Here is a 14,803-nt window from a genome sequence, read left to right as displayed (position 1 = left end):
ATTACCTAATGATTCTTCTAAACCTAAAAAGAAAAAATCCATAACTACTAAAAATATAAATATCTACGATATCTATATTTTACAAAAGTTCATAAGTTTAATGAAAGATTAAATCAACAGTCTTTTTATAATACTAATAGGTTAACGTACAATAGCCATCAAATATAAGTTGCTCAAATCTGTTAATATATTTAAAATAAAGTATAAGATTAGTAAATTTCGATTGAACAGATGGACAAAGTGAATAAACTTACGAGTATAATTATACCTGTAAAAGATGAATCAGAAGGTATTGATCACCTTTTTAATAGATTAATGCCAATTTTAAATCAACTGCCAACTAATTATGAACTAGTATTTATAAATGATGGAAGTAATGATAACACCTTAGAGCTTCTTCTAGAAAAACAAAAAAGCATTCCAGAAATTGCTATCGTTGATTTATCCCGTAACTTTGGTAAAGAAGCTGCATTATTCGCCGGTTTTGCCAACTGTAAAGGTGATGCTGCTATTTCTATTGATGCAGATCTACAAGATCCACCTGAGCTTATCCTAGAGATGGTTGAGCATTGGCTAAATGGCTATGAGGTTGTAACTGCAGTTAGAGAAAATCGTGATACAGATACTTCAACGAAGAAGCATACAGCAGGACTTTTCTATACTGTAATGAACAAGATCAGTGAAACTAAACTTACTCCTAACGCCGGAGACTATAGACTGTTAAATAGAGCTGCAATTAATGCTTTTCTTGAGCTAAAGGAAAAGGTACGATTTAACAAAGGTCTTCTTACATGGATAGGCTTCAAAGAAAAAATTGTCTACCATGCTAGAGAAGAAAGAGTTGCTGGACAGACTAAATGGAACTACTGGAAACTATTTAAATTCTCTATAGATGGTATTACAAGCTTCAGCCGTGCACCATTAGAAATATGGTCTTATATTGGTGTTTTTGTTGCTTTTATGAGCTTTTTGTACGGCTCATTCTTTATATTAAAATCTCTTATTTTTGGTATAGATGTTCCCGGCTACCCATCTCTAATAACTTTTATACTATTCTTTAGTGGATTACAGATGATTGGTATAGGAATGTTAGGAAGTTATATTGGCAGAATATTTATAGAAACAAAACATCGTCCGTTATATATAGTGCGTGAAGTGCACAGATCTGAAAAATAATTCTCTTTTAAGCTTTTAATCTAATACCTTTATCTAACAAATACCAACAAGCATAATACAAAATAAATGTAAAAATCACTATTGCTCCAAATGCATAATATGGATTAACTGTAGAAACTCCCAAAAATCCAAATCTCACAAAATCAACTATATAAAATAATGGGTTACATGATGAGATGAAGTGCCAAAATCCTGTAAGATTGTTTATGTTATAGAATACTCCTCCTAGATATATTAGTGGAGTCAGAATAAATGTAGGGAATATCGTAGTATCATCAAACTTTTGTGAAAATATTGCATTTATCAGTCCACCAAGTGAAAATAATGCTCCACAAAAAACAAACCCAGCCAAGACAAGAGGTAAATTATGTATAGCACTGAAACCACCTAACAAGAATGCTGCAATACTAACAAATATACCAACCAAAAAGCCTCTAAAGATTCCACCAGAAATATATCCAAGCACAATCACATGATTACTAACAGGCGATACTAATAGTTCTTCTATAGCTTTACTAAAGCGAATTCCAAAAAAAGAACTTACTACATTACCGTAAGAGTTCTGAATCACTGCCATTATTATCAAGCCAGGTGTAATATACTGCATATAAGTAATACCGTCATCCATCATACCTATACGTGAGCCTACAACCTTACCAAATATCAAAAAATATAAAATTATCGTTATAACTGACGGTAGTAATGTTTGTGGCCAAATTCTAAAAACTCTTTTACACTCACGATCCAAAATTGTGATATATGTTATCCAAAAATCTCTTAAACTCATAAATTCACCTACTTATTTCTTGCTACTTCTATAAATAGCTTCTCTAATTTTGCCTCTTTTGATCGCACATCTAAAACATCTAAACTATATTTGCTCGTTAATTCTGCAAATATATTATTAAGTACAACCCCCTTAGTAACTTCAACTTCAATTGTATAATCATCTATTCGCTTGACTTCACCAAGATCTAGTTTCAAATCATGCTGACACTTTTCTTTAAGATCAAAAATATAAGTATGCTTATCGGCTGACTTTAAAAAAGTCTTCATATCTGTATTGACACATAATTTACCTTTATGAATTAGTGCTATATGTTTACACATTGACTCAGCTTCTTCTAAATAATGTGTTGTAAGAATAATTGTCAAACCTTCTTTGTGAAACTCTGAAATCATCTCCCACAGCGAATTTCTAAGCTCGACATCAACACCAGCCGTTGGCTCATCAAGTATAAGAAGCTTAGGTTTATGTATAAGAGCTCGAACAACCATTAATCTTCTTTTCATACCTCCAGATAGAAATCTAACCTGCGTATTTCTTTTATCATAAAGGTCTACTTTTTTTAGTAACTCTTCTGCATAAGGGATCGCTTCTTTTTTAGAGATGCCAAAAAAGCCTGCTTGGGTAACAAGGATATCCATTGGCTTCTCAAAGATATTTAGATTAATCTCTTGAGCCATCACACCTAGATGCTTTCTCGCTTGGATATAATCCTTATCAATATCATATCCAAAAATTTTTATTTGCCCAGAAGTTTTGTTTACAAGTGATGATATCATCCCTAGAGTTGTTGATTTACCAGCACCGTTAGGTCCTAAAAGAGCAAAGAAATCTCCTTTTTTCACCTCAAAACTAATATCATCAACTGCCTTTAAACCGCCCTTATAAACTTTGGTAAGATTTTTTATTTCTAATGCGTTTTGACTATCCATAATAATTAATTATTTAGAAAAATATCTGCATATTATAGCATTGCAAAAAGTCCTTTAACATTAAGATTTATTTAAATAGATATAATAATGAACTTGATTAAGAAAGATAGTTACTTTTAATCATTAGCAAAATACTAGCTCCAACAACAGTTATAAATATTGGTCGCACTAATTTTGAACCTTTAAGTATAACCATTTTCGAACCAACAATCCCACCAAAGAAACTACCAATAGCCATTAACAATCCAAATGCTATATTTACCTGACCAGATAAAGCAAATACAGTTAGAGAAAATAGATTACTTTTTAGATTAAGAACCTTTGCGTATCCTGATGCCTGTAAAAATGTATAACCAAGAAAATAAACTATAGAGATAATCCAAAAATTACCTGTTCCGGGACCAAAAAAGCCATCATAAGCACCCAGTATAAAACCAAATATTGTAAAAAAAGTCACCTCTGTCATTCTTTTTTTACCTTGATTAACACCTAAGTTTTTATTCAAAATACTAAAGATAAAAACAACTATCAAAAGAATCGGAACCAAAGTATTCATAAAATCATTATGAATAACCAAGGTTAATATAGTGCCCAAACAAGCACCAACAAATCCTGCAATAAGTCCTCTTAGAACTGTTTTGATGTTAATCAAACCACTTTTATAATATTTCAACACCGCCATGGCTGTACCAATACTAGCTTGAAACTTATTTGTACCTAGTACTGTTACAATTGGCAAACCTGTCATACTTAGAGCTGGTATACTTATCAACCCCCCACCTCCAGCTATAGCATCAATGAAACTTGCCAAAAAACCCATAAATACAACAAATAAACATAAAATATAAAAATGCTCGGAAAAAAATTCAACCATTTACAAACTATAATCATATAAGATAGACTAACTCAATATTACAATATATTTGGTTGCAATACTGCTAAATAAATACAAATTAGACCAACTTACTCTCACAATTTTTCTAAGGGGTTAATATCTATGTTTGATACAGATAACAGAAGCAAAAGAATACTCTTCATGTCACACTGCTTATTAAATCAAAATGTAAAATTAGATCATCTCGCATCTAGGACCTGGCGCACTTCCTTTAGTAATGGGAGAAATAATAAATTCTGGAGTTGGGATTGTACAGATGCCTTGTCCAGAGTTATTAGGACTAGGGATTGATAGACAGTGTGTTAAAGATACTACTACTGATGATATTAAGAGTGAAAAGACAAGAGTTTCAAAACTTATGGCAAATCAAAAACAACTTTGTATAGATTTAGCTAAACACGTAATACTCCAGTTAAAACAGTATAAAGCGTATAATTTTGAAATTGTTGGGATTCTTGGTGTAAATATGTCTCCAACATGTGGTGTTGAAACTACTTGGGCTGACGACCAAGAAGTAGCCGGTAATGGTATTTTTATCAAAACATTAAAAGAAGAATTAGCTAAGGAAAATATACAAATTAATTTCACTGGCATAATACCTCCTCAAATAGAGGATTCAGTAAAGCGAGTAAAATCTTTTCTCAATAAATAAATTCATCCTACTATATTAATAAGTGTAACGCGAGCCAAACGGTCGGATTTTCTGTATATGTAACCCAATGCTTAGTATTTTTAGGGATAAATAAATGCTCTCCTTCATCCAAAATATAATCATTATTATCTAACCTAAGCTTTGCCATACCCTTAAGAACAACAACCCACTCATCATGACTCTGGATATACGGTTCATCTATAGGCGTAACCTGTCCATAAGATACAATCTTTTCTATATGAATACTATTATCTTTAAAGAGATCTATAAAAACCTCTTTTTCAGAGATTATGGGGTCAATATTATACAAATTAAGTTTATCACTATCTTTTTTCATCAAATTTTATATTTATGATCCTAAGTTTTTATATTTTTTTATCGACTAAACAACCTTATTTATCAGCATCTTTTATGTATATATCAAGCTTAGGATACTCAATCCTTATATTATTATCTTTTAAAGCATCTAGTATCTTAAGCCTCAAATCACTCAATAAATATATCTTCACAGTTCTAAGACAATATGCTCTAACTGCTATCTCCATACTATACTCATCATAGCTGGTTAGTAAAAATTCAGGAGCTGGGGTTTTAAATATTCTTTTTTCTAATTCCACAACTTGTTTACAAACTTCTATAACTCTTTGGGGGGGGTTGAGCATAAGAAATTCTTAAAGGTAAGACTAATCTAGATGTAGGATCTAATGTCTCATTAGAAACCACATTAGTTATCATGACATTATTAGGAACTATCAATGAATTATTATCAAAAGTCAAAACCTCTGTCGCTCTAATACTAATTTTTTTAACAACTCCGATCTCATTATTAACATTAACCCAGTCGCCTATTTTTACAGGTCTTTCGATAAGCATAACCAAACCTGCAAAGAAATTTTTAACTAAATCTTGCATGGCAAAACCGAGACCAACTGACAAACCAGAAATAATAAATGTAATAGCTGTATTACTTATTCCTAAAGACTTGATAAACAAGAAAATTGCAATAACTACAAAAATGTATTTAATAATCGATAAAATTGCTTCACGAGTCCCCAGGTCCATGTTTGTATATGGAAATACTCTTTTATTAGCGACTAGAATAATAAACCTATAGATAAAAAATGCAACTATAATGACTAATATTGACTTCATTAGTGTAATAAGTGGAATTAATTGTAATCCTAAAATATCACCACCTTCATAAAAAAAAGTATTCCATATATCTTCTAATCTCTCAGACTGGATATTTAAACATAAAGGCAAAATAATCAAAAACATTACTATAGAGAGAATAAATATTAAATTTTTTATCCAATACCTTACTCCAGCTCGCTTAACCCCGCCAATAGCTGTCTCAGCAAGACTACGAATAACTACTACTCTAGTTTTATTACACATCAACATATCAACAATAATTACAGAAACTTTATAAAAAACATAAATATACAATGATCCATATAAAATCTGATACATATCAAACCCTGCAGACATCCCAAAATTTGGATAACCTCCAAGAGTCATCATTAAGATACTAAACAACAATGTTCCCAACATGAAGTATTTAACTAAATGTACCACTCTTATATCTGACTTATTAGAAGTTGTAACCTTACCTAGTTTTATAAAAATACATACTATTGGTATCAACATTACCAACATAAAAAAGAAGACCAAAATTAATGCTTCCTCTCTAGAGAGTATTGACGTCAAGCTACCTCTTGTAAAGCTGACTAAGTTTGATCTGAATATGTACATAATCATACCAAAAGTAGAATAAGCAATTATAAACAAAGTCTTTAATAACTTAGATATGCAGATCTGTGCAAAATTTTCTAAAATAAATATCAAAAAAGCATAAATACCAACAACTTGGGATACTATGGTCATAACATAATAAGTATCCGATGAAATTATTTCTAAATACCTAAATAAATGCCCTATACCAAGAACAACCAACGGATACAACACTGCACTAAAAAGTAAGAAATAAATACCATTAAGCTTACGAGTTGCCTTAAATAGTTTCTTTTTTGTCTTCAATTTAGGGTTCTGAAACAAACACTTATCGAGAGAGAAAACTGTCTTTGAAAAAAAATACATTCCCAATAGAATAAGGAAAAACACAATATCTTTAATTACTTGAGAAATATTATCCCAGAATGTATGAAATGCAAAATACCATGCTTGTGGCTTCCAAAGAACATTATTCTTTTCAAACCTAAATTGATTGCGCAAATATGTTCTTATACTTGATATATGTTTTAGGGCATTTTCTATGTTCAGATGTACCTCTTTCAAAAGTACTAGCTCGTTTAATATCAACGCCCTCTTTCGAGTATACTCTTTTAGCTTAACATTTAGGTATTTGTTATTTTCAACTCTCTCATTTATAAACTCCGAAAACTGCTCATTTTGATATTTGCCATCAATAAATCTCAGAATACTATCAACTCTTTCAAGTCGAGTATTTAGTTCAGCAATATGCTTACTTATAAAAGATCTGTCTTTAAGAAGCTTACTTCTTTGATACGATAGTGTTTGCTCATTGTTAGATTCTTTGGAGTTATAAATAGACTCTGCAAATAAATTAATCTGTGATATTTTTTGATTTAGCTGCCCATCTTTATTAAGTGTATTTGCCTGAAGATACCCTAAACTCAACAGTAAAATCAGAAAGCAACAAAAAAATCTATTCATAAAAAATAAAAAACTATAAGGTATTAATTCATAGTAACACAAAAGTGCGCCTTAAAAGAATTTACAAAACTAAAATTTAAAAATCTCACAGGTATTTTTGTAGGTTTGCTTAGCAACCACATCATAAGATATTTCTTTAAGATCCGCCAAAAACTGAGCCACATATTTAACATACTCTGGATAGTTTGGTTTACCGCGCAAAGGTACTGGGGTTAGATAAGGTGCATCCGTTTCAATCAATATTCTATCTAATGGCAACCTTTTGGCAGTTTCTTGAATATCCTTTGCATTTTTGAAGGTTAAGATACCAGAAAATGATATATACATACCCATATCAATAGCTTTTCTAGCCATATCATAATCTTCCGTAAAACAATGCAGTATACCTCCACACTTCTCTACGTTTTCGCTTTTTAGTATATCCAAGGTATCTTCTTTTGCAGATCTAGTATGTATTATGACTGGTTTATTTACTTCATTTGCTGCTTGCATGTGATTTACAAACTTTTCTACTTGAGCTTCTCTAGTGTCACTACCATTATAGTAGTAGTCTAAACCAGTCTCACCGATAGCAACACATTTATCATGTAGCGAACGCGCTATTATATCATCCACAGTTGGCTGATATGTATCAAGCTCACTAGGATGAACTCCTACAGAATGGTAAATATTATTAAAATTTTCTGTAATTCTCTCTATATCAGCAATTTCATCCCATGCAACAGCTATTGAAACAATTTTTTCAACACCAGCACTTTTTGCATTATTAATAACCTGCTCGAGGCTTATGTTTTCTAGTTTCAAATAATTTAGATGACAATGCGAATCTATTATCATAAAACAGTTTTATAATTTATCAAATGATGTGATGTATTATAACAATTTAAAGATAAAAGAGACATCTTACTTCTTATTTTCCAGGCTCTATCTTATTCCCACACCTAATCAAACACATCTGACAAGCTATATTTGTTTTATGATCAAGACCAATCACAAGAGACTTTTAAATTGTAAATTTATAGATATAAGACTACAATTAAATAGTAATTTAACAGTTAATTAAAAGAGATTTTTAAATTTGGATTACACATTTTAACTTTTAAAACTATTATCATATCACTAAAAACAAAATTAGCTGATTTTTAATTAATATTAGGAGAGTTATGTCTACAGATAAACAAATTGAGTTACAAAAAGAAATGGGGCCCAACTGGTTTGCCTCAGTAATGGGTACTGGCATTATCGCAAATGCTGCTGTCGGACTACCTCTTATTGGGAAGAGTTTAACAGGTTTTGCAACTATTATTTGGCTTATTGCATTTGCTATGCTTATCTTTATGACTATTTTTAAAAGTTACCAAACAATAACTAAACCACAAATTATCAAACGTCAATTCAATGATCCAGTAATGTCGCAATTTTTTGGTGCTCCCCCTATGGCTTTTTTGACCATAGCTGGTGGTACATTGCTACTAGGACCTAACCTTTTTGGTCAACAGTTAGCTCTAGATATTGCATGGCCACTTTTTTGGATTGGTACTATTAGTGGTATTATTACTGCTGTTGTTATCCCATATCGTTTATTTACATACAATGAGGTACATGCAGATGCTGCATTTGGTGGCTGGCTAATGCCTGTTGTCCCACCAATGGTATCGGCAACTATTGGCTCAATGTTCCTTAAATATATGCAACATGGCGAAGCACAGCAAACATTGCTCTATGGTATGTATGCTTGCTTTGGTCTTAGTCTGATAGCTTCACTTATTATTATAACTCTAATTTGGAATCGTTTAGCTCACTCTGGTACTTCAGGTAGTGCAAGAGTCCCGACATTATGGATTATACTAGGTCCATTAGGTCAATCAATTACAGCTGCAGGATGTTTGGGCACCGCGGCTGTGTTTACAGTTAGTGAGCCTATTGCGACAGGTATGAATGTCATGGCTATTCTTTATGGTGTACCAGTTTGGGGGTTTGCTATGCTGTGGTTCTTCATAGCTACTTTGCTTACCTTAAGAGCATTACAAAGAAAAATGCCATTTGCATTGACATGGTGGGCATTTACATTCCCGGTTGGTACATGTGTTACAGGTACTACACAACTATCTCTACATACAGGTTTAACCTTCTTTCAGTTTGCAGCAATAAGCTCTTTTGTTGTTCTATTATTTGCATGGACTACAGCGGCTGTAGGCACAATTAGAGGCGTAAAAAACGGTAAATTACTCCACAATCCAACTTCTGTTGTTCACATCAAAGCGAAGAAGAAATAAGAGAATCAAAGTGTATTCTCCTTTATATTATCCATTCTCAAAATTATCCATACTACTAAAATAATCTGAGCTAATGCTGCTGTAACAATCACATGATAATATGTTTGCGTAAAGACATTTAGGAATCTATCTAACCAATGATGACTAATATCATATCTATAATATAAGTCATAGGTTATAGTAAATATAGTTAGGGCAAATGCCGATGAAATCATATTTCCTGAACTTTTGAGTGTATTGACACTATCTAACTTATTTTTATCCGCTACAGTATACATTACTGCATTTGATGATGTCTGATATAAACCTAACACAAATCCATACCCCATAGCGACTGCACAGAATGTAATATAATTATAGTGAATATCAAACAAAATTGAGAGTAACATCACTGAAGATACTCCGAGCAAACCTAACACCATACATATTCTATAACCATAGAAATAAACTATATGTTTAGCAGTTTTTTTAGAAAAAATAGTACCAATCATCAAACATACGGACATAATAGATATGTATATAGTATTCAAATGGCTAAGATGATATAAGACAACAGGCCAAGCAAAAAACACCCAGTAAGTTGTTAGTCTACACAAAAAATTTGAAACAAAGGCTATCGTAAAATTTTTATTACTAAAGATACTTAAATCAATTATTGGATTTCTAATTTTTTTGTATGTAATCGCATATAAAGATATCGATACAACTACACATATCGCAATATATATCTTAATTGACAAGTCAATCTCTTTTAAGAGAATCTCACTTAGTACAAAAAGTGCTGATATTGAAAAACCTAACAGACAAAGACCAACAAAGTCGATTCTCTGCTTTTGATTATTTGATATTTGTTTGGGGAAATATTTGTATATCGCTACAACTGCAAAGCAGGCAAATGGCACTTGCATCACAAATGCCAAACGCCATGACTCTGGTGATATAGATGCAAAAATACCTCCTATAATCTGTCCTGATATAGCCATTATCAAAGTATAGTTAGATAATGAAGCCGTTCCCTCAAGCATATTCTCCGAAAGCTTTAAGTAAGCAAGCATTGCTACAGGCGCTGAAAATGCTGCAAATAAGCCCTGAATTGCTCTGAATGCAAAAAGCTGAGTATCAGTCATCGCTAATCCAGATAGCAATGAAAATAATCCAAAACCAGATGCTGCAAACATTAATGTATATCTAAAGCCAATCTTCTCAGCCATCCATGAACTAAGAGGCAGAAACATCCCCATAACAATCATATAAATACTAATACCCGTCTTTAGAAATTCAGGTGTAGTATGAAGGCTTTCTGCTATCTTAGGTAAGATGTTATTCATAACAGTTGTATCAATAAGATCCATACCCATAATAGTTATGATCGCAATTACTACAATATTAAAGTTAGGTTTTTTCATACACTAATTCTCTTTTGTATATAAAATTTATGAGATAGGAACATTATGAGAGTACAAGTTGATTACTTATAATAAGATGGTGCCGGAGGCCGGACTCGAACCGGCACTCTGTTGCCAGAACCGGATTTTGAATCCGGCGCGTCTACCAATTTCACCACTCCGGCAAGAGTAGCTAGTTATATATTACAGATCTTCAGGCCAATTATCAATCATTGTACCTAAAGATAAACCAAGTTCAGACAATTTGTCTTTGATCTCTGTCAATGACTTCTTACCAAAGTTTGGTGCTTTAAGAAGCTCATTTTCTGTTTTTTGTACAAGTTCACCGATTAATCTAATATTAACTGCTTTTAGGCAGTTTGAAGATCTAGCTGTAAGGTTTAACTCCTCAACATGCTTCAGTAAAACAGGGTTTATATCTTTAGTAGGATCTTCTACAAAAATCCCTTTGTTTATTTCTTCAACATCAACTATATTTCTCAATTGATTTTGAATTTTTGTTGCTGCTAGTCTTAGAGCTTCTTCACAGTTAATATTACCATTTGTCTTAATATTAAGCTCAAGCTTATCCAAATCTGTACGTCTACCTACACGAGCATCTTTAATCTCATACTCACAGAAAGATACCGGAGAAAAAGTAGCATCCAGAAGAAATTCTCCATCCTTGAAGTTTTCTTCAGCTTGTCTATAGCCAACACCCTTCTCTACTTTAGCTTCAATCTTGAGTTTCTTGCAACCATTATAGCTACATATAAATACTTCTTCTGTAATTGTTAAACCTTCAGATAGTTTAGCCTCTTCTGAAAAAACTTCTTCTTCTGAACCTGATAATTCAAAAGTAATAGTTCCAGACTCAATATCATCTGCTAAAGTCACAGGTAAAGCTTTCACATTCAAAATGATATCTGCAACAGTCTCATCACAAGGAATTACATCCTCAAGAGAAGTAATCTTACCATCATTAATTTTCACACTAGTAACACATGCACCATAGATAGAATACAGCATAGTCTGTTTAAGCGCATAACCAAGTGTATAACCAACGCCTCTTTCTAGAGCCTCAAAAGAAAACTTAGTAGCATTTTTTGCATATTCATCAATTTTAATATTAGTAGGATGTAGTAAATTTTCCAATGCCATAGCAGTATAAAACCTAGTTATAATTTTATTAGATATAATTTAATTCCAAAGATTATAGCATACAAATACAAAATTTTAATAGCTTAATTATAACTTCTTGATTTTGTTTATGCTCTCTAGCTTCATTTTTATCTTAGATTCAAAACCAGCATTCGTAGGATTATAAAAAGCTTGACTAATATTTTTTGGCAAGTATTGCTGCACCACATAGGCGTTCGGATAATTATGTGGATATAAGTAGTTACTATCTTTGTAGTTCTTTAGATGCTGAGGAACTTCAATATTGCCCAAACTTTTAACAATCTGTTGGGCATCTGCTAGCGCCTTGTAGCAAGCATTACTTTTGGGTGCTACTGTTAAATATATAGCTGCCTGCGACAAAACCAACCTCCCCTCTGGCATACCTAACTTTTCATAAGCATTCCAAGCATCTATGGCGACTCTCAAAGCTTGAGGATCAGCATTACCGATATCTTCAGATGCTATACAGAGCATTCTTCTTGCGATAACTAGAGGATCAGCCCCATTATCTAACATTACACTCAGCCAAAATATAGCCGCATCAGGATCAGTACCTCTGACAGACTTGTGAAAGGCTGATAGTTGCTCATAGAACTCTTTACCCTCACGGTGAAAATCTCTTGATGCCTCGCCTACTGCTTGATCAAAAAGATCGCTATCAAGATGAATATTGCTAGTTCTATCACTAATCAAAAACATCCTCTCAAGCAAATTTAAAATTTTACGACAATCACCTTCACTATAGTTGTGTATAGCATTGTATAAATCATCATCAATTTCAAAAGAATGTTTTGCCAATGATTCATCCTTAGTTATAGCTCTTTGAATAAGCTTACGGGTATCTGAGATACTCAGCCTTTTCAATCGTAAAATAAATACTCGCGAAACTAGAGCATTATTTAAGTAATATGTTGGATTTTCAGTAGTTGCTCCAATTAAAATAATTTTGCCAGACTCAACATAAGGTAAAAGTAAATCCTGCTGTGATTTATTAAATCGATGAATTTCATCTAAAAATAATACAAAACTACCTAAATGTTGATTATCTGCGATTAATTTTTTAACATCTTTAACACCAGAATCAACTGCAGATAGCTCAAAAAACTCTAACTGTTTAGAACTAGCTATAATTTTAGCTAAGGTAGTTTTACCAACACCTGGTTTTCCACATAGTATCAGCGAGCAAACCCCATCTCCAGCCAAAATTTTTCTTAATGATCCATTTTTTGATAATATATGCTCCTGACCTATCACCTCCTCAATACTCTGAGGTCTTAATCGAGCTGCCAATGGAACATACTTCATATAAATAAATCCTTTTTTGATTTTAACTAAATCTTTTTATTGTCTAATCTATAACAATTTTGTACTTACGCTTAACAAGCTCATAAAGCATACCTTCACGCACTGCACCATTAGACAACTTCATTTCAGAAATTCCAAGGCAGTCAAAAATAGCATACAAAATCGCCACACCACCAGCCAAAACGCTCTCTCTATCTTCTCTCAAGCCCTCAAAACGAATATGCTCAACCTCTCGTTTATCCATCATCATTGTAATCAAATCATTAAGAAAATCCTTAGTTATAGTAGAGCCTCCTGTAATTTCTTGGCAAACACCAACAACTGATGTAATTGTCCCAGAAGAGCCTAATACACTACTCCAACCAACTTTTTTGTACTTGCGCAAAACAGGTAAGAGAATTTCTCTAGCCCTATCAGTAGCTGCGTAAAAGTTAGCAAAATCAAGCTTCTCATTACTAAAGTGATCTTTTTGCATACCTACACAGCCCATATCTAAACTACGAGCAATTAATATCTTATCACCTCTTCCAATTACAAACTCGGTGGAACCTCCTCCGATATCTATAACTAATGTTTTTTGCTTTGCATCATGATTATCTCTAGCCCCAACATACACCAGACGTGCCTCTTCCGGACCAGAAATAATCTTAATTTTAGCCCCTAAGGCTTTATCTAATTTCTTTTTAAAACCTTTTATATTATTTTTAGCCTTTCTAAGAGTATATGTACCTACTGCTTTTACATGCTCAACTTTATATTTTTGAATTTCTTGAGCAAAAAACCCCAAGCACTCAATAGCTCTTTCTTGAGTATCTTTACTAATTGTTAGGTTATTATTAAGACCTGCTCTTAGCTGAACTTTTTGCTTTTGTTTTGATAATGTAACAACCTCACCGTCAGGCTTGATTTCACTTATCAACATATGAAAACTATTTGAACCTAAATCTACCGTTGCGACTATCTTTGACATATAAAACAAAAGCTTATTTTTATAACTATCCCCATTATAAAAAAATATCTGTAAAATAGCTAAAAAAATTTGTCTAAGAAGTTTTTTTGTTTATAATAACTAGCTATTAGTTTAACTTCTTATAAAATTATCAAAAATACAGCAGAAGCGTCTGCTTAATCAGTTTTAGAATCAAAAACTTAAAGGAAAATCAAAGCATGTCAAAATGTATCGATATATTAGATAGCCAGTTCGAAAGCGAAGTATTAAATAGTGATACTCCAGTATTATTAGATTTTTGGGCTCCTTGGTGTGGTCCTTGTAAGATGCTTTCTCCAATATTAGAGCAAGTTGCTGAGCATTATGGCGACAAAGTTAAAGTATGCAAAATAAATATCGATGACAACGAAGAAACAGCAATGAAATTCGGTGTGCGTGGTGTACCAACTCTTATGGTTTTCAAAGATGGCGAAAATAAAGAAACTAAAGTTGGTGTAGTACAAAAAACTCAATTAATCTCAATCGTAGACAAATATCTATAATTAGTTAGATCAGTATTATTTTTTT

At 32.4% G+C, this 14,803-nt stretch carries 15 protein-coding genes and 1 tRNA gene; 4 read left to right on the top strand and 12 right to left on the bottom strand.

Annotated elements, in window-relative coordinates:
- The first annotated feature begins 231 nt into the window (after positions 1–231).
- Positions 232–1,176, top strand: a complete 945-nt coding sequence (locus F3D57_RS06730; RefSeq protein WP_013922683.1) for a glycosyltransferase family 2 protein — start codon at positions 232–234, stop codon at positions 1,174–1,176.
- 7 nt (positions 1,177–1,183) lie between these two features.
- Here the strand turns inward: F3D57_RS06730 and F3D57_RS06725 are convergent, their stop codons facing one another.
- The 3 genes from F3D57_RS06725 to F3D57_RS06715 all read right to left on the bottom strand — a co-directional run bounded on the left by F3D57_RS06725 (position 1,184) and on the right by F3D57_RS06715 (position 3,769).
- Complete coding sequence (locus F3D57_RS06725; RefSeq protein WP_013922682.1) at positions 1,184–1,963, bottom strand: ABC transporter permease; 780 nt, start codon at positions 1,961–1,963, stop codon at positions 1,184–1,186.
- 8 nt (positions 1,964–1,971) lie between these two features.
- Positions 1,972–2,895: an ABC transporter ATP-binding protein gene (locus F3D57_RS06720; RefSeq protein ID WP_150464524.1), complete on the bottom strand. Its 924-nt coding sequence runs from the start codon at positions 2,893–2,895 to the stop codon at positions 1,972–1,974.
- 97 nt (positions 2,896–2,992) lie between these two features.
- The gene (locus F3D57_RS06715) at positions 2,993–3,769 is read right to left on the bottom strand and encodes a TSUP family transporter (protein ID WP_150465666.1); all 777 of its coding nucleotides are present in this window, start codon (positions 3,767–3,769) and stop codon (positions 2,993–2,995) included.
- Between the two features lie 238 nt (positions 3,770–4,007).
- On the opposite strand from F3D57_RS06715, the gene F3D57_RS06710 reads away from it, so the two are divergent.
- A complete protein-coding gene (locus tag F3D57_RS06710; RefSeq protein WP_224728161.1) occupies positions 4,008–4,442 on the top strand; it encodes a hypothetical protein in 435 nt (144 codons plus the stop codon).
- A gap of 10 nt (positions 4,443–4,452) precedes the next feature.
- Here F3D57_RS06710 and F3D57_RS06705 read toward each other — a convergent pair whose 3' ends face one another.
- The 4 genes from F3D57_RS06705 to F3D57_RS06690 form a co-directional block, all read right to left on the bottom strand.
- Positions 4,453–4,779, bottom strand: a complete 327-nt coding sequence (locus F3D57_RS06705) for a cupin domain-containing protein (RefSeq protein WP_150465665.1) — start codon at positions 4,777–4,779, stop codon at positions 4,453–4,455.
- 55 nt (positions 4,780–4,834) lie between these two features.
- Positions 4,835–5,059, bottom strand: a complete 225-nt coding sequence (locus F3D57_RS06700; protein WP_191092366.1) for a hypothetical protein — start codon at positions 5,057–5,059, stop codon at positions 4,835–4,837.
- Positions 5,060–5,066: 7 nt separating this feature from the next.
- Positions 5,067–7,139 carry a mechanosensitive ion channel family protein gene (locus tag F3D57_RS06695; RefSeq protein WP_150465663.1) on the bottom strand — a complete coding sequence of 691 codons (2,073 nt, stop codon included), beginning with the start codon at positions 7,137–7,139 and terminating at the stop codon, positions 5,067–5,069.
- 69 nt (positions 7,140–7,208) lie between these two features.
- Positions 7,209–7,976, bottom strand: a complete 768-nt coding sequence (locus F3D57_RS06690; protein ID WP_150465662.1) for a TatD family hydrolase — start codon at positions 7,974–7,976, stop codon at positions 7,209–7,211.
- 326 nt (positions 7,977–8,302) lie between these two features.
- Between F3D57_RS06690 and F3D57_RS06685 the strand changes: the two genes are divergently transcribed.
- Positions 8,303–9,415 (top strand): TDT family transporter, encoded by a 1,113-nt coding sequence (locus F3D57_RS06685; RefSeq protein ID WP_146420685.1) that lies wholly within the window; start codon positions 8,303–8,305, stop codon positions 9,413–9,415.
- Between the two features lie 5 nt (positions 9,416–9,420).
- On the opposite strand, the gene F3D57_RS06680 is transcribed toward F3D57_RS06685, so the two are convergent.
- The 5 genes from F3D57_RS06680 to F3D57_RS06660 form a co-directional block, all read right to left on the bottom strand.
- The gene (locus F3D57_RS06680) at positions 9,421–10,821 is read right to left on the bottom strand and encodes an MFS transporter (RefSeq protein WP_150465661.1); all 1,401 of its coding nucleotides are present in this window, start codon (positions 10,819–10,821) and stop codon (positions 9,421–9,423) included.
- A gap of 77 nt (positions 10,822–10,898) precedes the next feature.
- Positions 10,899–10,985 (bottom strand) — tRNA-Leu (locus tag F3D57_RS06675).
- Positions 10,986–11,004: 19 nt separating this feature from the next.
- Complete coding sequence (locus F3D57_RS06670; RefSeq protein WP_150465660.1) at positions 11,005–11,961, bottom strand: DNA-directed RNA polymerase subunit alpha; 957 nt, start codon at positions 11,959–11,961, stop codon at positions 11,005–11,007.
- An 87-nt stretch (positions 11,962–12,048) separates the two neighbouring features.
- On the bottom strand, positions 12,049–13,287 hold the full coding sequence (locus tag F3D57_RS06665; RefSeq protein WP_146420688.1) for an AAA family ATPase: 1,239 nt from the start codon (positions 13,285–13,287) through the stop codon (positions 12,049–12,051).
- A 43-nt stretch (positions 13,288–13,330) separates the two neighbouring features.
- On the bottom strand, positions 13,331–14,257 hold the full coding sequence (locus F3D57_RS06660; protein WP_150465659.1) for a Ppx/GppA phosphatase family protein: 927 nt from the start codon (positions 14,255–14,257) through the stop codon (positions 13,331–13,333).
- A gap of 197 nt (positions 14,258–14,454) precedes the next feature.
- Between F3D57_RS06660 and trxA the strand changes: the two genes are divergently transcribed.
- Positions 14,455–14,778 carry a thioredoxin gene (trxA, locus tag F3D57_RS06655; protein ID WP_004287297.1) on the top strand — a complete coding sequence of 108 codons (324 nt, stop codon included), beginning with the start codon at positions 14,455–14,457 and terminating at the stop codon, positions 14,776–14,778.
- The last annotated feature ends 25 nt before the right edge of the window (positions 14,779–14,803 follow it).

The organism is Francisella sp. SYW-2, from assembly GCF_008711475.1.
GTDB lineage: Bacteria > Pseudomonadota > Gammaproteobacteria > Francisellales > Francisellaceae > Francisella > Francisella salimarina.
Note: the sequence above shows the minus strand (reverse complement) of the source record. Positions and strands in the feature narration are given on the sequence as shown.